The 24,509-nt window shown below is 71.1% G+C and carries 23 protein-coding genes; 7 read left to right on the top strand and 16 right to left on the bottom strand.

The window, feature by feature from the left end:
* A partial coding sequence (locus tag CA984_RS45270) for an SDR family NAD(P)-dependent oxidoreductase (RefSeq protein WP_133061516.1) occupies positions 1 to 3,141 on the top strand: 3,141 nt, incomplete at its 5' end.
* A 2-nt stretch (positions 3,142 to 3,143) separates the two neighbouring features.
* Here CA984_RS45270 and CA984_RS02675 read toward each other — a convergent pair.
* Entirely contained in the window at positions 3,144 to 3,791 is a 648-nt protein-coding gene (locus tag CA984_RS02675) for a class I SAM-dependent methyltransferase (protein WP_242675695.1), read from the bottom strand.
* Between the two features lie 77 nt (positions 3,792 to 3,868).
* Here CA984_RS02675 and CA984_RS02680 point away from each other — a divergent pair, with 77 nt between their 5' ends.
* Genes CA984_RS02680 through CA984_RS02690 form a run of 3 tightly spaced genes read left to right on the top strand, consistent with a single transcriptional unit; the run spans position 3,869 to position 5,633 of the window.
* The gene (locus CA984_RS02680) at positions 3,869 to 4,333 is read left to right on the top strand and encodes a pyridoxamine 5'-phosphate oxidase family protein (protein WP_086567627.1); all 465 of its coding nucleotides are present in this window, start codon (positions 3,869 to 3,871) and stop codon (positions 4,331 to 4,333) included.
* Positions 4,334 to 4,342: 9 nt separating this feature from the next.
* The gene (locus CA984_RS02685; protein WP_012894631.1) at positions 4,343 to 4,537 is read left to right on the top strand and encodes a ferredoxin; all 195 of its coding nucleotides are present in this window, start codon (positions 4,343 to 4,345) and stop codon (positions 4,535 to 4,537) included.
* A 10-nt stretch (positions 4,538 to 4,547) separates the two neighbouring features.
* The gene (locus CA984_RS02690) at positions 4,548 to 5,633 is read left to right on the top strand and encodes a Zn-dependent alcohol dehydrogenase (RefSeq protein ID WP_086567630.1); all 1,086 of its coding nucleotides are present in this window, start codon (positions 4,548 to 4,550) and stop codon (positions 5,631 to 5,633) included.
* Positions 5,634 to 5,691: 58 nt separating this feature from the next.
* Here CA984_RS02690 and CA984_RS02695 read toward each other — a convergent pair whose 3' ends face one another.
* The 7 genes from CA984_RS02695 to CA984_RS02730 form a co-directional block, all read right to left on the bottom strand.
* Positions 5,692 to 6,699 carry a sugar phosphate isomerase/epimerase family protein gene (locus CA984_RS02695; RefSeq protein ID WP_086567633.1) on the bottom strand — a complete coding sequence of 336 codons (1,008 nt, stop codon included), beginning with the start codon at positions 6,697 to 6,699 and terminating at the stop codon, positions 5,692 to 5,694.
* Positions 6,696 to 7,952: a Gfo/Idh/MocA family protein gene (locus CA984_RS02700; protein WP_108724521.1), complete on the bottom strand. Its 1,257-nt coding sequence runs from the start codon at positions 7,950 to 7,952 to the stop codon at positions 6,696 to 6,698. Before CA984_RS02700 ends, CA984_RS02695 begins: the two co-directional genes overlap by 4 nt.
* Positions 7,952 to 9,013 (bottom strand): substrate-binding domain-containing protein, encoded by a 1,062-nt coding sequence (locus tag CA984_RS02705; RefSeq protein ID WP_086567792.1) that lies wholly within the window; start codon positions 9,011 to 9,013, stop codon positions 7,952 to 7,954. Before CA984_RS02705 ends, CA984_RS02700 begins: the two co-directional genes overlap by 1 nt.
* Before the next feature lie 192 nt (positions 9,014 to 9,205).
* On the bottom strand, positions 9,206 to 10,252 hold the full coding sequence (locus tag CA984_RS02710; RefSeq protein WP_242675696.1) for an ABC transporter permease: 1,047 nt from the start codon (positions 10,250 to 10,252) through the stop codon (positions 9,206 to 9,208).
* A gap of 137 nt (positions 10,253 to 10,389) precedes the next feature.
* On the bottom strand, positions 10,390 to 11,919 hold the full coding sequence (locus CA984_RS02715) for a sugar ABC transporter ATP-binding protein (RefSeq protein ID WP_207620683.1): 1,530 nt from the start codon (positions 11,917 to 11,919) through the stop codon (positions 10,390 to 10,392).
* The gene (locus CA984_RS02720) at positions 11,916 to 13,097 is read right to left on the bottom strand and encodes an ROK family protein (protein WP_086567640.1); all 1,182 of its coding nucleotides are present in this window, start codon (positions 13,095 to 13,097) and stop codon (positions 11,916 to 11,918) included. Before CA984_RS02720 ends, CA984_RS02715 begins: the two co-directional genes overlap by 4 nt.
* Before the next feature lie 235 nt (positions 13,098 to 13,332).
* Positions 13,333 to 14,229, bottom strand: a complete 897-nt coding sequence (locus CA984_RS02730; protein WP_086567646.1) for an SDR family oxidoreductase — start codon at positions 14,227 to 14,229, stop codon at positions 13,333 to 13,335.
* A gap of 217 nt (positions 14,230 to 14,446) precedes the next feature.
* On the opposite strand from CA984_RS02730, the gene CA984_RS02735 reads away from it, so the two are divergent.
* Positions 14,447 to 15,505: an NAD(P)H-dependent amine dehydrogenase family protein gene (locus tag CA984_RS02735; protein WP_086567649.1), complete on the top strand. Its 1,059-nt coding sequence runs from the start codon at positions 14,447 to 14,449 to the stop codon at positions 15,503 to 15,505.
* A 230-nt stretch (positions 15,506 to 15,735) separates the two neighbouring features.
* Here the strand turns inward: CA984_RS02735 and CA984_RS02740 are convergent, their stop codons facing one another.
* Complete coding sequence (locus CA984_RS02740; RefSeq protein WP_086567652.1) at positions 15,736 to 16,092, bottom strand: hypothetical protein; 357 nt, start codon at positions 16,090 to 16,092, stop codon at positions 15,736 to 15,738.
* Positions 16,093 to 16,328: 236 nt separating this feature from the next.
* On the opposite strand from CA984_RS02740, the gene CA984_RS02745 reads away from it, so the two are divergent.
* Entirely contained in the window at positions 16,329 to 17,006 is a 678-nt protein-coding gene (locus CA984_RS02745) for a hypothetical protein (RefSeq protein WP_133061517.1), read from the top strand.
* A 50-nt stretch (positions 17,007 to 17,056) separates the two neighbouring features.
* On the opposite strand, the gene CA984_RS02750 is transcribed toward CA984_RS02745, so the two are convergent.
* From CA984_RS02750 to CA984_RS02780, 7 genes are all read right to left on the bottom strand, one after another.
* Entirely contained in the window at positions 17,057 to 17,563 is a 507-nt protein-coding gene (locus CA984_RS02750; protein ID WP_086567658.1) for a flavin reductase family protein, read from the bottom strand.
* A 180-nt stretch (positions 17,564 to 17,743) separates the two neighbouring features.
* The gene (locus CA984_RS02755; protein WP_086567661.1) at positions 17,744 to 18,265 is read right to left on the bottom strand and encodes an NADPH-dependent FMN reductase; all 522 of its coding nucleotides are present in this window, start codon (positions 18,263 to 18,265) and stop codon (positions 17,744 to 17,746) included.
* Positions 18,262 to 19,590, bottom strand: coding sequence for an LLM class flavin-dependent oxidoreductase (locus CA984_RS02760; protein WP_086567795.1), 1,329 nt, complete (start codon positions 19,588 to 19,590; stop codon positions 18,262 to 18,264). Before CA984_RS02760 ends, CA984_RS02755 begins: the two co-directional genes overlap by 4 nt.
* Entirely contained in the window at positions 19,590 to 20,408 is an 819-nt protein-coding gene (locus CA984_RS02765) for an ABC transporter permease (protein WP_086567663.1), read from the bottom strand. The genes CA984_RS02760 and CA984_RS02765 overlap by 1 nt, the downstream gene beginning before the upstream one ends.
* A complete protein-coding gene (locus CA984_RS02770; RefSeq protein ID WP_086567666.1) occupies positions 20,401 to 21,195 on the bottom strand; it encodes an ABC transporter ATP-binding protein in 795 nt (264 codons plus the stop codon). The genes CA984_RS02765 and CA984_RS02770 overlap by 8 nt, the downstream gene beginning before the upstream one ends.
* The gene (locus CA984_RS02775) at positions 21,192 to 22,202 is read right to left on the bottom strand and encodes an ABC transporter substrate-binding protein (RefSeq protein WP_086567669.1); all 1,011 of its coding nucleotides are present in this window, start codon (positions 22,200 to 22,202) and stop codon (positions 21,192 to 21,194) included. The genes CA984_RS02770 and CA984_RS02775 overlap by 4 nt, the downstream gene beginning before the upstream one ends.
* A 213-nt stretch (positions 22,203 to 22,415) precedes the next feature.
* Positions 22,416 to 23,462: an MBL fold metallo-hydrolase gene (locus tag CA984_RS02780; protein WP_086567670.1), complete on the bottom strand. Its 1,047-nt coding sequence runs from the start codon at positions 23,460 to 23,462 to the stop codon at positions 22,416 to 22,418.
* Positions 23,463 to 23,542: 80 nt separating this feature from the next.
* Here CA984_RS02780 and CA984_RS02785 point away from each other — a divergent pair, with 80 nt between their 5' ends.
* Complete coding sequence (locus CA984_RS02785; RefSeq protein ID WP_086567672.1) at positions 23,543 to 24,436, top strand: glutathione S-transferase family protein; 894 nt, start codon at positions 23,543 to 23,545, stop codon at positions 24,434 to 24,436.
* Positions 24,437 to 24,509 lie beyond the last annotated feature (73 nt).

The following is a 24,509-nucleotide window of genomic DNA, read 5'->3' on the forward strand; positions in this document are numbered from 1 at the left end:
GCCCCCGACGCTCCCCTGCGGGTTCTGGCCGGCCCCGAACCGTGGCCCGCCGGGCCCCGCCTCGCGGGGGTGAGCGCCATGGGGTTCGGCGGCGTCAACGCCCACCTCGTCCTGACCGTCCCGGCGCCGGCCGGCGGGGACGCGCGCCCCACCGTGCCGGGAGCCGTGCCGCGACGGCGGGTGATCGACGGGCCCTCGCGGGAGGAGCCGGTGGTGTTCGCGTTCTCGGGCGAGGACCTGGACGCCGTACGGCCGGTGCTGGAGCGGGTCGCGGACCAGGCGGTGCGGTGGTCGGAGGCGGAGCTGTGCGATCTCGCGTACGCGCTGGGGACAGCCCCCGCCGGGCCGTCGCGGGTCGCGATCGTGGCGGGGTCGGCCGAGCAGCTCGCCGAGCGGGCCGGTCTCGCCCTGGACTGGCTGGACGGCGCCCGACCCGGCCTGCCGGCCACCCTGCCGGGGGTGTACATCGGACCGGACGCGAAGGACGGGATGGAGCCGTCCCCTCCCTCCGGGATCCCCTCGGCCGAGGCCGCCGCCGCCCTCTGGGCCGCCATGGCCATCCCGGATCTCACCGCCCTCTACGGTGATCATCCGGCCCGGCCCTTCGACATCTGGCGTGACCGCGTCTTCATCTCCACGGCCTTCCCGCCCGTGCCGTACGGGGGCTCCGAGGCAGCCGCCGGAAAGGACGCGGAGGATGTGGAGGACGGGCAGGACCCGGACGAGCCGGAAGAGCCGGACGAGAGGGTGGGCCGGGAGCAGGCGGGCGCCGGGCCGGTGGCCGGTGTGGCGCGCTGGGTGAGGTGTTTCGCCGACGACCCGGCGGCCGTCGAGCGGCCCGTCCTCCCGGGGAGCGGGGAGACCCTTCCCGGCGGCCAGGCCCCTCCCGCCATGAACGGGAAGGACCGCCCCGGCGGCCGGTCGGGGACGGAGAACGGCGAGAGACCGGTCAGGCGGGTCGAGATCGACGACCCGCTGCGGCCGGGGGCGGTCGAGACGCTGGTCACGGCGGTCCGCGAGGCGATCGCGGGCGGCGAGGGGCTGGCCGTGCTCTGCGAGGGCGACGCCCTGTCCGGGTTCCTGGCGTCGTTGGGGCGGGAGCATCCCGACCTCGGCCTCGACGCCGGGCGTCCATGCGGAAAGGTCCCGCTCGACCTCGACGGGCAGGGGCCGCTCCCGGTGGGCCCGGCGGACGTGGTGCTGGTCAGCGGGACCGGCGAGGGGATCGCGGCCGCCTGCGCCATGGCGCTGGCCGAGGCGAGCGGGTGCGCGCTGGCCCTGCTCGGGCGGGGCCGGCCGGGCCACGACGCGATCCTGACGGACGTCCTGGAGGAGCTGGCCCGCAGGGGCATCCGGCACGGCTACGCGACGGCGGACGTCGGTGACGCCGGGGAGGCGGCGCACGCCGTACGGGAGCTGGAGAGCACGCTGGGACCGGTCACCATGGTGATCCACTCGGCGGACGCCGACCGGCCGGGCCGGTCGGCCGGCCTCACGGCCGAGGACTTCGGAAGGCACATCGTGCCCAGGCTGACCGGCCTGGACAACCTGCTGGCCGCGACCGCGCCCCGGCGGGTGGTGACCTTCGGATCGGTGGCCGGCCGGTACGGCCTGGCGGGCGGCAGCCACCGCGCGCTGGCCGAAGGACTGCTGCGGGAGCGGGTCAGAAGGATCGGCGGGCTGCACGTCGACTGGCCGGTGTGGACCGGGACCGGCCCGGATCGGCGGCCGGGTGCCGCCGGAGCGGAGGTGACGGCCATCACCCCGCAGGAGGGGGCGGAGCTGTTCCTCACACTGCTCAGGGCCGGCGACCTGCCCCCCAGCGTGGCCGTCCACGGCAGGCTGGGCGGACCTCCGGCCCCCTGCCCGGCGGGAGGGCGGTTCCTCGACGAGGTCCGCGTGCACGTCCCCGGGGTGGAGCTGGTCGCCGACAGCCGTCTGTCGCTCGGCAGCGACTCCTACCTGGACGACCACCGGATCGACGGGCTGGCGGTACTGCCGGCGGTGGTGGCGCTGGAGGCGATGGCGCAGGCCGCCGGAGTGCTGGCGGGGCGGCCGCTGGACGAGGCCGGGCAGATGACGTTCGACCGGCCGGTGGCCGTGCCCGACGAGGGCGGCACCACGATCCGGGTGTGCGCGCTCCGGCACGAGCAGACGGTCGAAGTGGTGGTCCGCAGCGAGGAGACGGGATTCCGCGTCGACCATTTCAGGGCCGTGTTCCCGGTGGACCCGGCCGATGAGACGCTGGCCGTACCGCAGCTGAACCGGGACGGCGCCGAGCCGCTGGACGCCGGGGAGCTGTACGGCGCGCTGTGCTTCCACACCGGCCGGTTCCAGCGGGTCAGGGAGCTGACCCTCGTCGAGGCGCGGGGATGCCGGGGCGAGTTGCACGGAGACGACCCCGACGGCTGGTTCGCGGACAGGCCGGTGCTGGGCAGTCCGGGGCTGAGCGATGCCACGATCCACGCGCTGCAGGCGTGCGTGCCGCACCGGCGGCTGCTGCCGGTCGGCGGCGAGCGGCTGGTGGTCCGCCCGTCCCAGGGGGACGTGAGGCTGCACGCCACCGAGCGTCATCACGACGGAGGCGAGTACGTCTGGGACGTCACCGCCATCGACGTGCGGGGGCGGCTGGTGGCGGCCTGGACCGGGCTGCGGCTGAAGGACGTCGGCCCGCTCCCCCGGCGTGACCCGTGGCCGCCGAACCTGCTGGCCGTCTACCTGCAACGGGCCGCGGTCGCCCTCGGCCTCGATCCGGCGCTGCACGTGACCATGGACGGCGGGACGTCCCACAGCCGGCTGGGCGACCTCGTGCTCGGCGTGGACGGCCCGGCCCACTGCTCCTGGGAACGGGTGGGCCGGGCGCGGGGCACGCTGGGACCGGCCTCCGTCTCGCTGATCGACGAGCTGCGGCCGTGCTGCGACGAGCCCGAGGAGACCGTGACCACCCGGATCTGGACGGCTCTGCAGTGCCTGTCCGGAGCGGGCCGCCCGCCGACGACGCCGCTCACCGTCGTGGACTGCCATGAGGGTGGCTGGCTGCTGCTGCGGGCCGACACCGACCTGATCGCCTCGACGGTGGTCCGGGTCAGGGGCGTGGAGGAGCCGGTCGCGGTCTCGATCATGACCGGGGAACGGCGGTGAGGTCAGCCGATACCGGGGCCGATCCGCTCCAGCACCCGGAGCGAGCCCTCCTGCCTGACCTCCTTGAACGCGCCGGAGGCGAGGACCCGCCGGTAGACGCGGTAGGGCGCCTGACCCCCGGTGGCGGGGTCGGGGTAGATGTCATGGAAGACCAGCGCGCCGCCCTGGATGACGTGCGGGGCCCATCCCTCGTAGTCCTCGGTCACCGGCTCCTCGGAGTGGCCTCCGTCGATGAAGAGCATCGCCAGCGGGGTTCTCCACAGACCGGCGACCCGCTCCGACCGGCCGACGACCGCGATGACCTCGTCCTCGAGTCCGGCGGAGGCGATGGTGGCGCGGAAGGTGGGCAGCGAGTCCATCTTGCCGAAGCGGGGGTCCACCAGCGTGGGGTCGTGGTGCGCCCAGCCCGGCTGGATCTCCTCCGAGCCCCGGTGGTGGTCCACGGTGAAGACGACGGAACCGGCCTGCCTGGCCGCCGCGCCGAGATAGACGGCGGACTTGCCGCAGTAGGTGCCGATCTCGCAGATCGGCCCGCGCGGGCCGTACTCGACGGCGGTCTCGAACAGGGCGAGACCTTCGGCGTGGGGCATGAAGCCCTTGGCGCGCTGGGCCGCGTACAGCAGGTCGGCAGGCATGGTCGCGTTGCTCATCCGAGCAGACTATCCAGACCGAACAACATTCCGAACGGCCCTTGCCGGGCCTTATGGAACGTGTTCTACTTTGCACCGTGAACCAGCGCGCCCGCATCGTGATGACCGAGGACGAGATCACCGCCTTCATCGGTGAATCCCGGAAACTTCAGCTCGGCACGATCAATCCCGACGGGACACCTCACATGGTGACCATGTTCTACGGGCTGACCGAGGGCAGGATCTCCTTCTGGACCTACGGGAAGGCCCAGAAGACGCTCAACATCCAGCGGGACGCCCGGGTGAGCTGCCTGATAGAGGCCGGGGAGGAGTACTCCGACCTGCGCGGCGTCCTGGTGTACGGCATCGCCCGGCGGATCGACGACTCCGGGGGCATCCTTGAGATCGGCATGAACGTCGCCCGGCGGATGGCGGGAATGCCTGACGCCGAGGAGCTTCTCACGGAGTATGTCGCCTATACCGGCCGCAAGAGGGTCGCCTTCGTGGTGGAGCCCACTCGAGTGATCTCATGGGATCACCGTAAGCTCGCCACCCCGGTCTAGGAGGCTGACATGAAGATCAAAGTCGACTATCTGGTATGCGAGGCCAACGCGGTCTGCACGGGACTCGCCCCGGAGGTCTTCGAGCTCGACGACGACGACCAGCTGCACCTGCTGCTGCCTGAGCCGCCGCCGGAGATGATGGACCGCGTCCGGCACGCCGTGCGGTCCTGTCCCAAAGCCGCCCTCTCCCTTGAGGAGAACTAGGAGGACCCCCATGCGTGGTGCGCTTCTGCATGCCGTCGGCGACGACAAGCTCGACATCCGCGACGACTTCACCCTCGCCCCGACAGGCCCGACGGACGTCCGCGTCAAGATCAAGGCGACCGGCGTCTGCCATTCCGACCTGTCGGTGATCAGTGGGCTGCTGCCCATGCCGCTCCCGGTCATCCCCGGCCACGAGGGGGCGGGCGAGGTCGTCGAGGTCGGCGACCACGTGACCACGGTCCAGCCCGGCGACCACGTCATCGTCAACTGGACCCCGGCCTGCGGCTCCTGCGCGAACTGCCTGGTGAACCAGCCGTTCCTGTGCATGACCTACGTCATGGACAGCTTCGTCAACGCCCGTTTCCGCTACGGCGGCGACACCCCGGCGTTCGGCATGGCCGGGTGCGGCACCTGGTCCGAAGAGATCGTCGTGCCCTGGCAGGGCGCGGTCAAGGTCGATCCCGAGGTGCCCTACGAGGCGGCGGCACTGATCGGCTGCGGCATCACCACCGGGGTCGGTGCGGCGCTCAACACCGCCCGGGTGAAGGCCGGCTCGACCGTGGCCGTGGTCGGCAGCGGCGGCATCGGCCTGTCGGTGATCCAGGGCGCCCGGATCTCCGGCGCGACCACGATCCTGGCGATCGACCCGCTGGAGTCCAAGCACGAGCTGGCCAAGAAGGTCGGGGCCACCCACGCCGTCACCCCCGACCAGCTCATGGACGCGGTCGGATCGCTGACCGGCGGCAGGGGGTTCGACTACGGCTTCGAGGCCGTCGGCAAGTCCGCCGCCATCATGACCGCCTGGCAGGCCACCCGCCGGGGCGGCGACGTGATCGTGGTGGGTGCGGGCGCGATGGACGACATCGTCCCGTTGAGCGCCTTCAACCTGCTGTTCGAGGGGAAGAACATCCTCAGCTCGCTGTACGGCGGGTCGGACGTCCGCCGGGACTTCCCGTTCTTCGCCGAGCTGTACAAAGCCGGCAAGCTCGACCTGGAGAGCATGATCAGCGCCCGCATCAAGCTCTCCGACCTCAACGACGCCGTGGCCGCGCTGAGGGGCGGCGAGGTTCTGCGCCAGATCGTCGTCATGGACTGACCCGTTCCGGTACGGCCCGCCTCGCCGGCGCGATCGGCGAGCGCGGGCCGTACCTTCCTCACTCCGAGGAGAAGGCGGAGTCGAAGGCGGCGGCCGGCGGGGTGATCGCGTTGAGCCCGCGGATCACGCCCAGCGCCTCCGGCGCCCCCGCCAGCCGGTCCATGCCCGCGTCCTCCCACTCGATCGAGATCGGCCCGGCGTACCCGATGGCGTTCAACGCCCGGAAGCAGTCCTCCCACGGCACATCGCCGCGCCCGGTGGAGACGAAGTCCCAGCCCCGCCGCAGGTCGGCCCATGGCAGGTGCGAGGCCAGCCGGCCGCGCCGGCCGTCCCCGGTGCGGACCTTGGCGTCCTTGCAGTCGACGTGGTAGATCCGCTCGGCGAAGTCCAGGATGAACCCCACCGGGTCGATCTCCTGCCAGACCATGTGCGAGGGGTCCCAGTTCAGCCCGAACGCCGGCCGGTGCCCGATCGCCTCCAGGGTGCGCACCGTGGTGTGGTAGTCGTAGGCGATCTCGCTGGGATGCACCTCGTGCGCGAAACGCACCCCCACCTCGTCGAAGACGTCCAGGATCGGGTTCCACCTGTCGGCGAAGTCGGCGTAGCCGTCCTCGATCATGGAGGCGGGCACCGGCGGGAACATCGCCACGGTGTGCCAGATGGCCGAGCCGGTGAACCCGACCACCGTGTCCACGCCCAGCCGGGCCGCGGCCCGGGCGGTGTCCTTGATCTCCTCGGCCGCGCGGCGGCGCACGCCTTCGGGCTCGCCGTCCCCCCAGATGCGGGCGGGCAGGATGGCCTTGTGCCGGGCGTCGATGGGGTGGTCGCAGACGGCCTGGCCGACCAGGTGGTTGGAGATGGTCCACACCTTGAGGTTGTGCTTGGCCAGCACCTCCAGCTTGCGCTCGACGTAGGAGTCGTCGGCCAGGGCTTTGTCGACCTCGAAGTGGTCGCCCCAACAGGCGATCTCCAGGCCGTCGTAGCCCCACTCGGCGGCCAGCCGGCAGACCTCCTCGAACGGCAGATCGGCCCACTGGCCGGTGAACAGCGTGATAGGTCGGGTCACGATTCCTCCACAGGGGTGAAACGGCTTCCGTCGGCCGCGCTCGCCTCGACCGCGGCCAGCACCCGCTGCACCCGCAGCCCGTCGGCGAAAGACGGCGCCGGGGCCACGCCGGCGGCGACCGCCTCGACGAAGTCCTTGATCTCATGGGTGAAGGTGTGCTCGTAGCCGAGCCCGTGTCCGGGCGGCCACCACGCCGCCGCGTAAGGGTGCTCGGCCTCGGTGACGATGATCCTGCGGAAGCCGGCCTCGGCCGCGGGCAGGGTGTGGTCGTGAAACCACAGTTCGTTCATCGCCTCGAAATCGAAGGCCAGGCTCCCTCGGGAGCCGTTGACCTCGATCCGCAGCGCGTTCTTACGGCCGGTGGCGAACCGGGTCGCCTCGAACGAGCCCAGCGCGCCACCGCTGAAACGGCCGATGAACAGCGCGGCGTCGTCGACGTCCACCGCGCCGGTGGCCACCGCACCGCCCGCCGCGCTGTCCGCCGCGTCTCCCGGCGCGCCGTCGCCCGACGTGCCGTCGGCCGAGGTGGTGGCGCCGGTGGCGCTCAGCCCGGCCGAAGCTCCGGCCAGCGGGCGCTCCTTGACGAAGGTCTCGGTCAGCGCCGACACCCCCTCCAGCAGCTCGCCGGTGATGAACTGGGCGGTGTCGATGACGTGCGCGCCGATGTCGCCCAGCGCGCCGGAACCGGCCCGTTCCCGCTGCAGCCGCCACACCAGCGGGAAGGCCGGATCGGCGATCCAGTCCTGCAGATACTGGGCGCGCACGTGATGCAGGCGGCCCAGCCGGCCCTCGGCCACCCACCGGCGGGCCAACGCGACCGCCGGCACCCGCCGGTAGTTGAAGGCGACCATGGCGTGCACCCCCCGCCCGGCCGCGGCTCGGGCGGCGGCGACCATCGCCTCGGCCTCGGCCACGCTGTTGGCCAGCGGCTTCTCGCAGATGACGTGCTTGCCCGCCTCCAGCGCGGCGATCGCGATCTCGGCGTGGCTGTCGCCGGGGGTGCAGATGTCGACCACCTGCACGTCGTCGCGGGCGATCAGGTCACGCCAGTCGGTCTCGACCGCCGCCCAGCCCAGGTCGCGGGCCGCGGCGGCGGTGGCCTCCTTCGAACGGCCGCCCAGCGCCGCCATCACCGGCCGGACCGGTAGGTCGAAGAACGCGCCGACACTGCGCCAGGCCTGCGAGTGCACCCGCCCCATGAACGCGTAGCCGACCATGCCGATCCCCAGCGTCGGCCTGTCGTCAGCGATCATCAGGACTCGAATCCGAGCGGCAGGTACTTCGCCACGTTGTCCTTGGTGATGGTCTCGGAGGCCAGCGTGATCGACTGCGGCACCTGGTTCTCCAGCAGATCGCTCATTCCCTTGCCCTGCGCGATCAGCCGGGCCAGCTTCACCGCCGAGGCGGCCATCGTCGGGCTGTAGGTCACGGTGGCCTTCAACACCCCGCTGTCGGCCTGGATCTCCCGCATCGCGTTGGCCGACCCGGCCCCGCCCACCATGAAGAACTCGCTGCGCCCGGCCTCCTTGACCGCCGCCAGCACCCCGATGCCCTGGTCGTCGTCGTGGTTCCAGATCGCGTCGATCTTCTTGTGCGCCTGCAGCAGGTTGCTGGTCACCTTCGTGCCCGACTCCACCGTGAACTGCGCGTCCTGCTTGGCCGTCACCGTGAACCCGTAAGTCTTCAACGCGTCCTCGAAGCCCTTGCTGCGATCCTGGGTCAGCGGCAGCGTCGCGATGCCCTGGATCTCCAGGATCACCGGGTCGGCCACCCCCTTGTCCTTGAGCGTCTTGCCGATGTAATGCCCGGCCGCGACCCCCATGCCGTAGTTGTCGCCGCCGATCCAGGTCCGGTACGACAGCTTGTCGGGGAAGACCCGGTCCAGATTGATCACCGGGATGCCCGCGTCGGAGGCCTGCCGGGCGATCTGGTTGAGCTGCTGGCCGTCGTTGGGCAGGATCACCAGCGCGGCGACCTTCGCCGCGATCAGCGACTCCACCGCCGAGATCTGCGCGTTGATGTCGTTGGTCGGCTCGACCGGCTTGAACTCCACATCGGTGTACTGCTTGGCCGCGGCCTCGGCGTTCTTGGCGATCGCGGCGATCCAGCCGTGATCGGCCGCCGGCGCCGAGAACCCGATGACGACCTTGTCGCCGGGGGCGTCGTTGCCGCCGGTGGCCGCCGGTGCCGGTGCCGCGCCGGAGGCGGCGGCCTCGGGGGCCGGGGTGTTGCCGGTGCACGCGGTCACCAGCGCACCGGCGCCGATGACGGCTCCGCCGACCAGGAAACCTCGACGGGCGACTCTTTCTGTCATGACCATGCTCCTTCGCGGAGGGGAAGACCGGTTTTTCGGAGGGGAGGACTGCTTCGGGAAGGTTTTTTCGGAAGGGGACGGTTCCGTCCCCGGCGGGGGCCCGAGGACCGGGACCGGACGGTGACGGATCCGGTGGTGAGCGGGCGCCCCCGCGCGCCGCGGGCCCTGACCGGTCCGCGGCGGGCGGGGGCGTCAGGTCGAGGAGCGGAGGCTGCGCCGCTGCAGCAGCACGGCCACCACGATGATCAGGCCCTTGGCGATCAACTGATCACTGGTGTTGAGCCCGTTGAGGATGAACAGATTCGTGATCACCGTGAAGATCAGCAGTCCCAGGATCGACCCCACGATCGACCCCCGGCCCCCGGTCAGCAACGTCCCCCCGATGATCACCGCGGCGATCGCGTCCAGCTCGTACAGATCGCCGTGCGTGGAGGAACCGGTCGTGGTCCTGGCCATGATCAGCACCGCCGCGATGCCGCAGCACAACCCCGACAGCGCGTACAGCCACACCGTGTGCCGCCGCACGTCGATGCCCGCCAGCCGCGCCGCCTCGGGATTGCCGCCCACCGCGTAGGTGCGCCGGCCGAACGTGGTGCGGTTCAGCACCACCCAGCCGGCCACCACCACCAGCGCGAAGACGTAGACCAGCAGCGGCAGGCCCAGCAGCCGGGTGGTCGACAGCTCCACGATCATCTCGTTGCCCTGCTGCACCAGCTGGGTCTTGCGGTCCGACATCCGCTGGGCCAGCCCGCGGGCGGCCACCAGCATCGCCAGCGTCGCGATGAACGGCACCAGCCGCCCGTAGGCGATCAACCATCCGTTGACCAGCCCCGCCCCGGCGCCGACCAGCACCGCACAGACGATCATCACCAGCGGCCCGTAGGACTGGGTGGCCAGCGTGGTCGCCCACACCGACGCCAGCGCCATCACCGCCCCCACCGACAGGTCGATCCCGCCGCCGATGATCACGAAGGTCGCGCCGACGGTGATCACGCCGATGGTCGCCGCCAGTGCCAGGATGCTCACCAGGTTGGAGCCGGTGGCGAAGGTGTCCGGCACCGTCACCAGCCCGACCACCGCCAGCAGCGCCAGCGCCGCCACCAGCCCCAGATGCGGCACCTCCCCCAGCCGGGCCGGCCAACCGGGGGCCCCGGCGTGCCTGTGCCCGGACGCCTCACCCCGGCCACGCTCATCGGCGGACGGCTTCACCGCCTCCACCGGGCCCTGCGCGCTCTCCACCGGACTCCCGGCAGCCCCTACCGGGCCCTGCGCGCTCTCCATCGGACTCCCGGCAGCCCCTACCGGGCCCTGCGCGCTCTCCATCGGACTCTCGACAGCCTCCGCCGGGCTCGCGGCGGCCTGGCCTTGCGGGTCGGTCACAGCGCACTGCCTTCCATGATCATGTCCAGTACTCGATGTTCGTCCAGGTCACCGGCGTCGGCCTCGTGGATGATCGTGCCCTCCCGGATCACCAGCACCCGGTCGGCCAGGCCGAGCACCTCGGGCACCTCGCTGGAGACCAGCAGCACCCCCACCCCCTCCTCGGCCAGCCTCCGGATCACCGCGTACAGCTCCGCCCGCGCGCCGACGTCCACCCCCCGGGTGGGCTCGTCCAGCAGCAGCAGCTTGCGGCCGTTGAGCAGCCAGCGCGCCAGCACCGCCTTCTGCTGGTTGCCGCCCGACAGCGTCTTGACCGGCCGGTCCGGGTCGGGCGGACGGATGTCCAGCGTCTCGACCAGAGCACGCGCGTCCTCGGCCTCGCGACGCCGATCCAGCCAGCCGAACCGGGAGTAACGGCCGAGGCTGGCCAGCGAGATGTTGCGCGTCACGCTCTGGTCCAGCAGCAGCGCCTGGGCCTTGCGCTCCTCCGGCGCCAGGCCCATGCCCAGCCGGACCGCGCCCGCGGTGCCGCCCCGGCGGACCGGCCTGCCCTCCACGACCACCCGCCCCGAGAAGCGGCGCGCCCCGTAGACCGCCTCGATGATCTCCGAACGGCCCGAGCCGACCAGCCCGGCCAGTCCGACGATCTCCCCCGCCCGGACCGCGAAGGAGACGTCGGCGAACACGCCCGGGACGGTGAGCCCCTCCACCCGCAGCACCTCCTCCCCCGTCGCGGGCCCGCCACGACGCGGCGGGAAGACGTGCTCCACATTGCGGCCGGTCATCAGGGAGACGATCTGCCGGGTCGGGGTGTCTCCGGCCGGCAGGCCCACCGCCACCGTGCGGCCGTCCTTGAGCACCGTCACCCGGTCACCGATCTGGCGGATCTCCTCCAGCCGGTGGGAGATGTAGACCACCGCCACCCCCTGGGCGGTCAGCTCCCGGATGATCCGGAACAGGTTGCCCACCTCGTCATGGGCCAGTGCCGCCGACGGCTCGTCCATGATGATCAACCGGGTGTCGTGCGACAGCGCCCGCGCCATGCTGACCACCTGCCTGGCCGCCGGCGACAGCCGCCCCACCTGCGTCGTCGGCCGGATCTCCCCGTGCCCCAGCCGCTCCAGCAGCGCCCGGGTGGCCCGGTTGGCCTCCCGCTGACCGACGAACCCCAGCCGGGCCGGCTCATGACCGAGGAAGACGTTCTCGGCCACGCTCAGTCCCTCCACCAGGTCCAGCTCCTGGTAGATGGTGGAGATGCCCAGCCGGATCGCCGCGATCGGGCTGCTCAGCCGTACCGGCTCACCGCCCAGGGTGATGGTGCCCTCATCCGGCTGGTGCGCGCCCGCGAGGGTCTTGATCAGGGTGGACTTGCCCGCGCCGTTCTGGCCGAGCAGGCAGTGCACCTCACCGGGCAGCACCTCCAGATCGACGCCGTCGAGCGCGCGGACACCGGGGAACTGCTTGACGATCCCCTTCATCAGCAACAAGGGGCTGTTTTCGGACATGAGGCCTCGCTGGTTGTTCATGGGGCCGAGAAGACGTGGTCGCTGCACAGCCGGGCCGCGCCGATCACTCCGGCGCTGTCGCCGAGCTCCGACAGCACGATGGGCAGGTTGCCCGTCGCCAGGGGCAGCGACCGGCGGTAGACGACGCTTCTGATCTCCGCCAGCAGCAGGTGGCCCAGCCGGGCCACGCCTCCGGCGACGATCACAAGGCCGGGGTTGAAGAAGCTGACGAGCCCTGCCAGCACCAGGCCGACCCGGTGCCCGCCGTCACGGATCAGCCGCACCGCCTCGGCGTCGCCCAGCTCGGCCGCCGCGGCGACGTCCTCGCCGGTGAGCGCGCCCGTCCGCCGGAGCCGCTCGCCGAGGTACGGCGAGCGCTCGGCGACGGCCGTGGCCTCCCTGGCGAGAGCGGCACCGCCGAAGTAGGCCTCAAGACAGCCGGCGTTGCCGCAGGCGCAGATGGGGCCGGCGTCGTCGACGCGGATGTGGCCGATGTCGCCGGCGCTGCCGGAGACACCGCGGTAGATCCTGCCGTCCACCACGATCCCGCAGCCGATCCCGGTGCCGATCTTGACGAAGAGGAAGTCGTCGACCTGCCTGGCCAGCCCCGCGTGGAGCTCGCCGAGGGCCATGATGTTGACGTCGTTGTCGACCACCACGGGACAGCCGAGCTCCTGCCCGAGCGTCTCCCTGACGGGGTAGCGGTCCCAGCCGGGCATGATCGGCGGCGCGACCGGCATCCCCTCCCGGAAGCTGACCGGCCCGGGGACGCCGATCCCCGCGCCGTGGAGCTGGGTGAACAGTCCCTGACCGCGCAGCTTGGCGAGCATCTCGGCGGCCCGGTCCAGCACGGCGGTCGGCCCGTCGCGCACGTCGCAGGGCTCGCTCGCGCGGCCGAGGACCTCCAGGCCGCCGTCGGTGACGGCCACGTCGACCGAGGTGGCGCCGACGTCGATGCCGGCGAACCGCATGGTCGCGGCCAGCCGTACCATGCCCGACCTGCGCCCGCCGCGCGAGGCCGCCAGGCCCGCCTGCTCGACCAGCCGCAGCTCGACCAGCCGGTCGAGTTCGAGGTTGAGCCGGGAGCGTGAGAGCTCGGCCACGTCGCCGAGCTCGGCACGTGACCGCGCCCGTTCCCGTAGCAGCCGGAGCAGCGCGGCCTGGTGGGGGTTCTCCGGCCGAGCGGTAACGCGCTTCACAACACCTCCGCATTGGGAGTTGGTGTGCAGAAGCTAACCCTCTTCTGCTCACGTTGTGAAGGCTTTTAGCGAAACGTCCGCCAACTTTTGCAGATTTCCACAAAAGTCAGCGGACCTGCCGGAGCGGGACCACCGGATCCGGGTGAGACCGGACCACAGAGACCCGGACCACAGAGTCCCGGACCGCAGAAAGGGCGCCCGCACCCGCGCGGACGCCCTTTCTGCGGTCATACGGTCAGAGCATGGCCTTCATGGAGGCGGACGCCTGCTGGCCGAGGGTGGTGGGGGTCAGGTACGGCTGCTCGGCCATGATGGCCTCCCAGTTGTCCCGGATGTCCTCGACCGTGTGGTCGTCCTGCCGCCAGCCGGGCCCCTCGGCCACGAAGACCCGGGCGATCCGGCCGCCGCCGACGCTGAAGACCTCCCCGCTGGTCTCGCAGGACTCGTGCGCCAGGAACGCCACCAGCGCGCTGACCCGTTCCGCGGTGAACTTGGCCTCGAACTCGGCCGGCAGCAGCGCCTCGGTCATCCGGGTCCAGGCGACCGGCGCGATCGCGTTGGCCTTGATCCCCGCTCTGGCGCCCTCGATGCCGAGCGTCTTGGTCAGGCCGACCAGGCCCATCTTCGCCGTGGAGTAGTTGGCCTGGCCGAAGTTGCCGAACAGTCCGGCGGGCGAGGAGGTGTTGACGATCCGGCCGTAGCCCTGCTCCTTGAGGTACGGGAAGGCAGCGCGGCTCACCAGGAACGAGCCGCGTACGTGGACGGCGAGGACCTGGTCGAACTCCTCGACGCTCATCTTGCCGAAGGACTTGTCGCGCAGGATGCCGGCGTTGTTGACGACGACGTCCAGCCGCCCGAAGGCGTCGATCGCGGCCTGCACGATCGCCTTGGCGCCCTCCGGGGTCGCGACGTTGTCGGTGCTGGCGACCGCCTCGCCGCCGTTCTTGTTGATCAGCTTGACCACGTCGGCGGCCGGGCCGCTGGAGGCACCCGTGCCGTCCAGCGCGCCGCCGAGGTCGTTGACGACGACCTTGGCGCCGCGCTCGGCCAGCGACAGCGCGTGTGAGCGACCGAGACCGTGCCCGGCGCCGGTGATGACCGCGACCTTGCCGTCAAACCGCAGCTCTGACATCCGCACTCTCCCACGAGAACATAGTTCTGTTTTCCTTGAACCATAGCCTGTCGCCCCCCGCAGGACCATGACGAGAGACGACAGGCTGCCGGATCGTCGCGGATAGTGATCGGGCGCGTGAATTTCTGTTAAAGTTTCTGCCCCGAACAGGGCGAGGGTCAACGACGACACTCCTCCCAGCACGGCCCCGCCCAGAGACCCGGGCTGGAGGCAACGCATGCCCTCATCTCCGCCCCTCCGAGTGATCCAATGGGCCACGGGCGCCGTTGGACGCTACTCACTGCGCGCCCTGATCACCCGTCCGGAGTTCAATCTCGTCGGAGTCCTCGTCTACGACCCCGACAAGCTGGGACAGGACGCCGGCACGCTCGTCGGACTGCCCGCGACCGGTGTCACCTGCACCGACGACGTCGACGAGATCCTCGCCACCGAGGCCGACTGCGTGCTGCACATGCCGCTGCCCGCGTCCTACTTCGGCGGCGACCACCCGACCGACGTGGAGACGATCTGCGCCCTGCTCGCCTCGGGCAAGAACGTCGTTACCACGACCGGGTTCGTCTACCCCCAGTGCTACGGCCCCGGCGTGGTGGAACGCCTGGAGGCCGCCTGCCGCGCCGGGAACGCCTCCCTGCACGGCACCGGCATCAATCCCGGCTTCATGAGCGACATGCTCCCCCTCGCCCTGACCGGGCTGTCCAACCGGATCGACCACATCTATGTCCGCGAGTCCTCCGACTTCCGGGGCCACCCGTCCCGCCAGATCGTGGTCGACCTGTTCGGCTTCACCCGCTCGGCCAAGGACTACGCCGCCGCCGTCCGCCCGTTCCGCGCCTTCCAGCGCTCGCTGTTCGCCGAGAGTGTGCAGTTCGTGGCGGGCAACCTCGACGTGACCCTCGACGAGGTCGAGGAGAGCGACGAGTTCGAGCTCGCCTCCGAGGAGTTCGAGATCGCCGCGGGCCTGGTCAGCGTCGGCACCGTGTGCGCCTCCCGCTGGACGTTCACCGGCCTCGTCCGCGGCCGCCCCTTCATGACCGTGGAGTGCGTCTACAAGGCCGACGCCACCAAGGTGCGCCGCTGGCCCGAGCCCGGCTTCACCATCCATATCGAGGGCGTCCCCCAGATGACGCTCGCCGTCGAGGAGATGTCCCACGGCCTGGTCGGTGCCGCCGCCCACGCGGTCAACACGGTGTCCGCCCTCTGCGCCGCCCCGCCCGGCATCCGCACCCTCCTGGACCTGCCTCTGGCCACCGGCCGGGGCACCGTCCGTCTCACCTGACCGCGCCCGCCCGGGCGGCGGATCCGCTCCGTGGAGCTCGGGGGCCACGGGGAAAGCGTCACCGGCGCCGAGGTGTTCCGCGTAACCGAAGGTCACGGATGGTGACCACCGCCGGGTGCCGGGAGAGCAGGCCGCCCGCCGCGGGATGACACCGAGGCGTACGGATGTGCCGCTTTCCTCGCGACTCTGCCGGTGCGCGAGCATTCGGCGGTTTCGTGCCTGCTCCGGCCTCAGGGAATCCGGCCGCTGGTTCCTCGGCGTCCTGCCGGTCCCGCTCCGCCTGCCTCCGGTGCGGGACGAAGGGTGGAGGCCGGTGTGTTCAGGACGTCACGCAGGTCGAGTGGGGCGGGTGGTGGGAGGGGCTCGGCCTGTTCGGCGCGGAAGGCGCTGAGCATGTAGGCGACGAGTCGTCGGGACGAGGCCAGGGCCGCTTCGGTGGATTCGGCGATGATGCCGCCATTGGCCATGAGCAGTAGGGCGAGGTCGTCCTGCGCGAAGTCGGCGCGCAGCCGCCCGGCCGTCTTGGCGCGTCGCGTCAGCTCGGCGAAGCCCTGCATGGCGCGGTAGCGTTTCTGTTCGATGTCCACCGCGTCGGGGAACGCCGCGATCTCCGGTTACGCGGAACGCCTCACTGACATGCGAAATACGGAACCTCAGTAGGGAGATATCCGTTTTCCGCTCGTATCAGTAGAACGATCACGTCAGGGGCCCTTTGACATCCGCACCGCGTACGTTGATTTCCATTCTCGTGACCGCTTTCGCCCTTACGGCCTGTACGGCACCCGCTCCACGTGCCGACAATCCCCCTCCCCCGGTCCAGTCCGTGGTGGAGGACGACGGGGAAGTCCCGGATGAGGGCGAGGCGGAAAAGGCCTACATCGAGGTGTGCGTGCGGAAGGGCAACCGGATCCGCGTCGCCGACCAGCGCTGCGACGACGCCGAGCGAGGCTACTCCTGGTACTTCATCCCGGCGGAGAAGCGCGTCCCCGCCTTGGGGAAGAGGGCCGGGAAGGGGTCGCTCCGGAAGCCGTCCGGCGAGATCCTGCGGGCCGCGAAGAAGGGCGGCCGGGGAAACGACGTCTCCATTGTGGACGTCGAGGACCGCGTCATGGTCTGCGTGCGGAAGGAAACCCGTACCCGCGTCTCCGACCGTGCCTGTAACGGCAGGAAACGCATTTTCCGCTGGTATTACATCAGGATCGACAGGCACGTCCCCGCGGTCGGGGAGAAGGCCGAGGCCGGCTCGTTCCGCGTGCCGTACGGCGACACCTATAACGCCATCCAAAAGGGTGGTATCGGGACTAAAGCCGCAATCGACTACGAAGACTATGAAGACAGCGACATAGAGGACGACACGGACGACGGATCGAACGACACGGCCACCGACACCGACACCGACACCGACCGCGTCACCACTGGCTGCGGGATCGGCTGCCGCAGGTGCACGGGCGTCTGCAACGGGTCGAGTTCCAACGGGCGCCGCAGGGGCGGCCGCCGCTGACCCGCCCTCCGCGAGGGGAACGCCCCGGACGGGAGGCGTCCCCCACGGGGTCAGGAGTGCGGGGTGAAGCGGCCGAAGCGTCCCTGGTGGTAGAGGAGCGGACGGCCGCCGGGGTCGAGGTTGGTGTCGGTGACGAGGCCGACCACGAGGACGTGGTCCCCTATGTCGACGGTGGAGTGCGGGGAGCAGATCAGCTGGGCGGACGCGCCGTTCAGGAGGGGGACGCCCAGCGGGCCGGGCCGCCAGGAGGTCGGGGCGGCGAAGCGGTCGACGCCCTTGCGCGCGAACCGGGAGGCCAGCTCGGCCTGGTCGCTGGCCAGCACGTTCACCGCGAAGTGGTCGGCCTGGCGGAGCCAGGGCCAGGTGGTCGAGGACTGGTCGACGTAGAAGGAGACCAGTGGGGGCGCGAGGCTGACCGAGGAGAACGAGGTGGCCGTCAGCCCGGCCGGGATCCCCTCGGACTGCGCGGTGACCACGACCACCCCGGCGGCGTGGACGGCCAGCGCCTGCCGGAACCGCTCGCCGTCGACCGCCCGGCCGGGCAGGGTCTCGGTCATGAGTCCTCGCTCGGGGAGCCGAGGGGACGTGTGGGCTCGTGGGGCCTCGGCGGCTCATCGAACATCGTCAAGGTGCTCAGCCTTCCGGCTACCTCGCTCCGCCCGATCACGTTTCCTCCTCAGCGGCGTGAAACACGCTTATGGTCGGTAACCCATTCATAACCCCATCTCTTCCCGATATCACGACGGAGCTCCTTCCCTGAGCGCCGCGGCGACCTGAGGAGCGACCCGGCCGGCCCAGCGGCCGAGAACGGCGTCGAGGTCGGGGAGCTCGGACTCCAGCAGCGCCAGGCCCGGGGTGGGGACCGTGGCGCCCAGCTCGACCAGGAGCGGCCGGAGGTGGACCTCCACCGCCAGGGCGTGCCGCGCGTCCCCCATCACCAGCAGCGGCAGCGCGACAGTGGAGGCCAGCGCACCCCCAGGCAGCCGGTCGAGGAAGGTCTTGAGCAGGCCGGTGTAGGCGCCCTTGTAGGTCGGGCTCGCCACCACCAGGACGTCCGCCCGGGTGAGGAGCTCCAGCGCGGCCTCCACGGCGGACGACGCCGCGGGCACGGACAGCAGGGGGGCGAGGGCGGACAGGTCGACGATCTCGGACGGCCCCTCGCGGCCGATCCGCCGGGCGACGGTCCGGGTGGCCTGGACGGCCACGTCATACGTGCGCGACCCGGCTCGCGGGTTGCCCACCACGGTCACGATGCTCATGAGGCCACCGGCGCCTTCTGCTCGAAACGGGATGCCGGACGCGCCAGGCCGTAGTTCTGGCGCAGCGTGCGGCCTTCGTACTCGGTGCGGAACAGGCCGCGGACCTGCAACTCGGGCACGACGTGGTCGACGAAGTCCTCCAGGCCGCTCGGCAGGACCGGCGGCATGATGTTGAAGCCGTCGGCGGCGCCGCCGGTGAACCACTTCTGGATCTGGTCGGCGACCTGCTCGGGAGTGCCGGTGACCACGCGGTGCCCCCGGCCTCCGGCCAGGCGGTTGATCAGCTCCCGCAGGGTCAGCCGCTCACGCCGGGCGAGATCGGTGACGAGCTTGAACCGGCTCTGCTGGCCGTCGACCGGCGGGGGCACCTCGGGCAGGGGACTGTCGAGCGGATGGCCCGACAGGTCCACGCCGAGGATCCCCGAGAGCTGCCGCACGCCGTACTCGGGGATGATCAGCTCTTCGAGCTCCTTCTCCAGCAGGAGCGCCTCCCGCTCGGTGGAGCCGATGATCGGCGAGATGCCGGGGAGGATCAGCAGCTCGTCTCCGCGCCTGCCGTACCGGCCGAGACGGGATTTGAGGTCGGCGTAGAACTCCCGGCCCTCCTGGAGGGTCTGCTGCGCGGTGAACACGGCCTCGGCGAAGCGGGCGGCGAACTCCTTGCCGTCCTCGGAGGACCCGGCCTGGACCAGCAGGGGGTGGCCCTGCGGGGGGCGGGAGGTGTTCAGCGGGCCTCGTACCCGGAAGTGGTGGCCGACGTGGTCGAGGGCGTGGATCCTGGTGGTGTCGGCGTAGTCCCCGCTACGGCGGTCGCCCAGGATCGCCCCGTCCTCCCAGCTGTCCCAGAGCTTGGTGACGACCTCCAGGAACTCGGCGGCGCGGTCGTAGCGGTCCCTGTGGGCGGGGCGTTCGACGCCGAAGTTGTGCGCCTCGGCCTCGCTCGCGGAGGTGACGATGTTCCAGCCGGCCCGGCCGCCGCTGATGTGGTCCAGCGAGGCGAACTTGCGGGCCACGTGGAACGGCTCGTTGTAGGTGGTGGAGACCGTCGCGATCAGGCCGATGTGCTCGGTCACGGTGGCCAGCGCCGCCAGCAGCGTGAGTGGCTCCAGCCCGCCGAGCGCGTTGTGCCCGACGTCGCCCCACAGGGCCAGGCCGTCGGCGAGGAAGACCGAGTCGAGCCTGCCGCGCTCGGCGATCCGGGCGAGCTCCTGGTAGTGCCGGACGTCGGCGATCCTGGCGGGTTCGGCGCGCGGGTGCCGCCAGGCGGCCTCGTGGTGGCCGACGCCCATCAGGAAGGCGTTCAGATGCAGTTTCCGGGTGGCCATCAGGTGGTCCTCCACGTCGAGAAGCGGCGCTCCAGACGGACGAGGAGCTGGTTGAAGAGCAGTCCGAGCACGGAGATCGTGAGGATCCCGGCATACATGTCGGGCACCCGGAAGTTGAACTGGGCGTAGGTGATCAGGTAGCCCAGGCCGGCCTTGGCGCCGACCATCTCGGCGGCGACCAGCACGAGGATCGAGTAGGCCCCGGCGAGCCGGATGCCGGTGAAGATCGTGGGCACCGCGGCCGGGAGGATCACCTTCTGGAACAGCCGGACCGGGTGGAGTCCCATCGACCGGGCCGACTTGATCAGCAGGGGGTCCACGCTCTTCACCCCGGCGACCGTGTTGAGCAGGATCGGCCAGGCGCAGGCGTACAGGATGATCGAGATCTTGGAGGTCTCGCCGAGCCCGAGGACCAGCACGAACACCGGGAGCAGGGCGAGCGCCGCGGTGTTGCGGAACAGTTCGAGCACCGGGTTGAGCAGGTCGGCCACCGGCTCGTACCAGCCGATCAGCAGGCCGAGGGGGATGGCCGCGGCGATCGCCAGGGCGAACCCGGCCAGGGACCTGATCAGGCTGGCCTGGGTGTGGTCGAGCAGCTCCCCGGACAGGAGCAGGTCCCACCAGGCCGCCAGGACCTCTGACAGCGGCGTCAGGAAGGTGGGGTCCACCACACGCAGGCGGGGCAGGCCCTCCCAGAGCGCGGCGAGCACGCCCAGGGCGGCGACGCGCCGGCCCGCCGTCGCGGCCAGGCGTCCCAGGCCGGCGGGGACGCCGGTCGGGAGACCGGCGGCGGTGACGCCGGTCGAGAGGCTAGCCAACGGGGGCCACCTCCTCCGCCCTGGCGGCCGCGACCTCGTCACGGAGCAGCGTCCACACCTGGTGCCGGTACTCGCCGAAGCGCGCGTCGGCCCGCAGGTCCCCGTCGCGGGAGTCGAACTCGACGTCGACGATCCGCTTGATCCGGCCGGGCCGGGAGGTCATGACCGCGACCCGCCGGCCGAGGTAGACGGCCTCGTCGATGCCGTGGGTGATGAACACGATCGTCTTGCCGGTCTTCTCCCAGATCCGCAGCAGCTCCTCCTGGAGGGACTCGCGGGTCTGCGCGTCCAGCGCGGCGAACGGCTCGTCCATCAGCAGCACGTCCGGGTCGAAGGCGAGGCTCCGGGCGATGGCCACGCGCTGGCGCATGCCGCCGGAGAGCTCGTGCGGGTAGCGCTCCTCGAACCCGCGCAGCCCGACCAGGTCCAGATAGGACCTGGCCCGCTCGGCGCGCTCCTTCCTCGGTACGGCTTTCGCCTCCAGCCCGAACTCGACGTTGGACAGCGCGGTGCGCCAGGGGAACAGCGCGTACTGCTGGAAGACGATCCCCCGGTCCAGGCCGGGACCGTCGACGGGGGCGCCGTCCAGGAGGATCCGGCCGCTGGTCGGCTCGGTCAGCCCGGCGAGCAGGTCGAGGAGGGTGGACTTGCCGCAACCGCTCGGCCCGACGAGGGTGAGGAACTCCCCGGCCCGCACGTCGAGGGTGACGTCGTCGAGCGCGGTGAACGGCCGGCCGGCGCCGCGCACACGGAACTCCTTGCCGACTCCCTGGATCTGGATCTTCATCGGGTGCCTCCGAACGGGTTGTAGGCATTGGTGAAGAGGTCCTCGGCCCTGACCTGCCCCTTCTTGATCTCGCCCTCGCGCTCCAGCCAGTCGACCCAGGTCTGGAACTCCCCGGCGTCGATCACACCGCCCTTGTTGGCCACCCCGCTGCTCTTCCAGAACGCGACGGCGGTGGTGTCCTCGTTCCGCTTCCGCTTGGCGATGATCTCTTTCGCCTTGGCGACGACCTCTTCGCGGGAGCGTGTCTGGGTCCACTCGACGGCCTTGGCGAAGGCTGCGACGAACTTCTTCGTGGTGTTCGGGTTCCGCTCGATGAACCGCTCGGTGAGCACGACGCTCCCGGCGGTGAAGGGGCCGAACAGGTCGACGTCCTTGAAGAGCGGGCGGATCCCGCCGCGCAGCAGCGCCTTGTCGCGGAGGATGCCGCTCAGCGCGGCCACGTCGATCCGGCCCTGGCGGAGCGCCTGCTCGGTGTTGACCGGCGGCACGACGACCAGTTCGACCTGCTTGATCTCATCGGGGGTCAGGCCGCCGCGCTTGAGGTACTCCTTGAGCACCGCCTCCAGGTGGGCGCCCAGGGTGTTGACCCCGATCTTCTTGCCGACCAGGTCGCGCGGGCCCCTGATCGGCGAGCCGTCGGCCACGAAGTAGCCGATGTAGCTGTCCTTGTCGCTGCCGTAGTAGCCGATCACGGCCTTGATCGGGGCCCTGGCCGCGGCCAGCTTGACGATGGCGCCGTTGAAGGCGCCGCCGAAGTCGGTCTGGCCGGTGGCCGCGGCCTGGATGTCCTGAGGACCGGAGATCGTGTTGCCGATCCACTTGAGCTTGACGGGGCCGAGGTAGCCGAGCTCCTCGGCGAACTCGGGGAAGGTGACGGCGCCGGCGCTGCCCTGGTAGCGGAGCTCCAGGGTCTCGGGGCCGCCGGGTCCGGCGGCGGCCCGCGCGCCGCAGGCGGTGAGGAGCCCCACCAGCAGCACGGAGAGGGGGACATGTCTGAGCTTGATCACGAGTGGCGTCCTGAGGAATGGGGGGGACGGTGGAGTCGGTTCGTGATCACGGACACTGGGCGCTGGACACGCGACAGAAGTCGACATGCGCACAACGGGTCAGATAGAGGCCCATACCGGAGAAGTTACGCACGGCTCGGCGCTAAGTCAATATTTCCTACTTGTTTTGCATGAAATACTCTGGAAGGAATCGACACCCGACCCCACCAGGGATTACACGGGAAACCACAGGTCGGGCTCGCCGGCGACCCGGCGCAGCCGGCCCCTGGCCTCCAGCCAGACCAGGTGGGCCAGCGTCTCGTTGTTCGCCCCCCGGCGCATGAACGGCGGGATCGTCTCCCACGGGCGCGCCCACCTCAGCCCGGTCGCCGCGTCCCAGCAGGTGACCCCGTCCCCCGCGCCGACCACCGCCTCGATCTCGGCGAGCCGCTCCTCGTGGTGGGCGATCACGTGGTCGACCCGGTCGGCCAGCTCCAGGAACCGGTACTCGTGCGCGGGCAGCACCTCGTCCACGTCGAATTTGCGCACCGCCGCCAGCGCCTCGAGGTAGTCGGCGAGCGGGTTGGGCGCGGACTGCGGATGGACCGCCACGATGGGCGTGATCCGGGGGAGCACGTGGTCGCCGGAGAACAGCAGCCGCCGCTCCTGCTCGACGAAGCACACGTGCCCCGGCGAGTGACCGGGGGTCCAGACCGCCCGCAGGTCCCAGCCGGGCAGGCCGAGGAGGTCGCCGTCCTCGATCAACCGGTCGGGCCTGGCCATGGTCACGTAGTGCCGGAGCATCGCCGAGGCCCCGGCCAGCTCGTCCAGCAGGGGCGACGGCACCCCGGACCGCACCAGCAGCAGGCGCTCCCGCGCCACCAGGTCGTCGATTCCGGCCTCGTCGTAGCGGTCGCGCAGCAGCCGGGAATCCGCCGGGTGCAGCCCGATCCAGGCGCCCGACACCTCGCGGATCCGTCCGGCCAGCCCGTAGTGGTCGGGGTGGATGTGGGTGACCAGGACGGCCTTGACGTCGGTCACCTCGTATCCGGCGGCCCCGAGCCCGGCGGCCAGTGCCCCGTACGCCTCGTCGGTGTCCCACCCCGCGTCCACGATCGCCACCCCGTCGGGGAGTTCGAGGGCGTAGACCAGCACGTAGCGGAGAGAATCGATCGGGATCGGCACCGGGATCGACCAGAGCCCCGGCCGCACCCGTTCCACCTCGGGAAACCCTCCGCCTCTCCATGCCGCGCGCTGTGCCTCGTCCGCCGCCGTCACCATGTCCCCGGCTCCCTTCGTCGCCCCGCATTCTGCCCCCTGAACCGAATCATGTTCTACTCGGGGTGGCGTACCGTCGATCCATGAAGCTGGGACGCGAGATCTCCGAGGGCGGACGCTTCGTGCGGCAGCCGAACCGGTTCACGGAGCGGATCGAGGAGGGCGGCGAGCACCCGCCCGAGCCCGGCCGCTACCGGCTCTACGCCTCCTACGCCTGCCCCTGGGCGCACCGCTCGCTCATCGTGCGCGAGCTGCTCGGCCTCCAGGACGCCGTCGGCGTGACGATCGTGGACCCGATCAGGGACGAGAAGGGCTGGCGGATCCCCGGCGGCGACCCGGTCACCGGCGTGGAGTACCTCTCGGAGCTCTACCTGGCCTCCGATCCCGGCTACCAGGGCCGCTACACCGTGCCCTGCGTCTGGGACGTCACCGCCGGACGGCTCGTCACCAACGACTATCCGCAGATCACCCTCACGCTGGAGACCGCCTTCGCGCCGTGGCACGCCGAGGGCGCGCCCGACCTCTACCCGGCCGCGCTGCGCGGGGAGATCGACGCGCTGAACGAGGTGATCTTCGACGGGCTCAACAACGGCGTCTACCGGGCCGGGTTCGCCACCTCCCAGGAGGCCTACGACGAGGCGGTCACCAAGGTCTTCGACACCCTCGACCTGCTGGAGGAGCGGCTCGCCACCCGCGACCACCTGCACGGCGACGCGCTCACCGAGAGCGACGTGCGGCTCTACCCGACGCTCGCCAGGTTCGACGCGGTCTACCACTCCCACTTCAAGTGCGCGGTCCGGCGGCTGACCGACTATCCGGTGCTGTGGGCCTACGCCCGGCGCCTGTACGCGATCCCGGCGTTCCGCGACACGACCGACTTCGACCACATCAAGCGGCACTACTTCATGACGCAGACCAACATCAACCCGAGCCGGATCGTGCCGCGCGGCCCGGAGCTCGACTGGACGGCCGGCTGACGGTCCCGGCGGGCGCCTCGATGCGCACGGCTCCTCCCTGGCCGAGGCGGGCGCCTCGATGCGCACGGCTCCT

The organism is Streptosporangium minutum (assembly GCF_002149035.1).
In the GTDB taxonomy this organism is placed as follows: Bacteria; Actinomycetota; Actinomycetes; order Streptosporangiales; family Streptosporangiaceae; genus Streptosporangium; species Streptosporangium minutum.

Bases quoted from the DNA above. Each gene is read 5' to 3' on its own strand.
- CA984_RS02755 (WP_086567661.1), bottom strand. From the start codon at position 18,265: ATGAGCATCGTGACCGTGGTGGGCAACCCGCGAGCCGGGTCGCGCACG.
- CA984_RS02780 (WP_086567670.1), bottom strand. From the start codon at position 23,462: ATGGTGACGGCGGCGGACGAGGCACAGCGCGCGGCATGGAGAGGCGGA.
- CA984_RS02760 (WP_086567795.1), bottom strand. From the start codon at position 19,590: ATGGCCACCCGGAAACTGCATCTGAACGCCTTCCTGATGGGCGTCGGC.
- CA984_RS02705 (WP_086567792.1), bottom strand. From the start codon at position 9,013: ATGACAGAAAGAGTCGCCCGTCGAGGTTTCCTGGTCGGCGGAGCCGTC.
- CA984_RS02770 (WP_086567666.1), bottom strand. From the start codon at position 21,195: ATGAAGATCCAGATCCAGGGAGTCGGCAAGGAGTTCCGTGTGCGCGGC.
- CA984_RS02735 (WP_086567649.1), top strand. From the start codon at position 14,447: ATGCCCTCATCTCCGCCCCTCCGAGTGATCCAATGGGCCACGGGCGCC.
- CA984_RS02715 (WP_207620683.1), bottom strand. From the start codon at position 11,919: ATGAACAACCAGCGAGGCCTCATGTCCGAAAACAGCCCCTTGTTGCTG.
- CA984_RS02750 (WP_086567658.1), bottom strand. From the start codon at position 17,563: ATGACCGAGACCCTGCCCGGCCGGGCGGTCGACGGCGAGCGGTTCCGG.
- CA984_RS02690 (WP_086567630.1), top strand. From the start codon at position 4,548: ATGCGTGGTGCGCTTCTGCATGCCGTCGGCGACGACAAGCTCGACATC.
- CA984_RS02675 (WP_242675695.1), bottom strand. From the start codon at position 3,791: ATGAGCAACGCGACCATGCCTGCCGACCTGCTGTACGCGGCCCAGCGC.
- CA984_RS02685 (WP_012894631.1), top strand. From the start codon at position 4,343: ATGAAGATCAAAGTCGACTATCTGGTATGCGAGGCCAACGCGGTCTGC.
- CA984_RS02700 (WP_108724521.1), bottom strand. From the start codon at position 7,952: ATGATCGCTGACGACAGGCCGACGCTGGGGATCGGCATGGTCGGCTAC.
- CA984_RS02730 (WP_086567646.1), bottom strand. From the start codon at position 14,229: ATGTCAGAGCTGCGGTTTGACGGCAAGGTCGCGGTCATCACCGGCGCC.
- CA984_RS02785 (WP_086567672.1), top strand. From the start codon at position 23,543: ATGAAGCTGGGACGCGAGATCTCCGAGGGCGGACGCTTCGTGCGGCAG.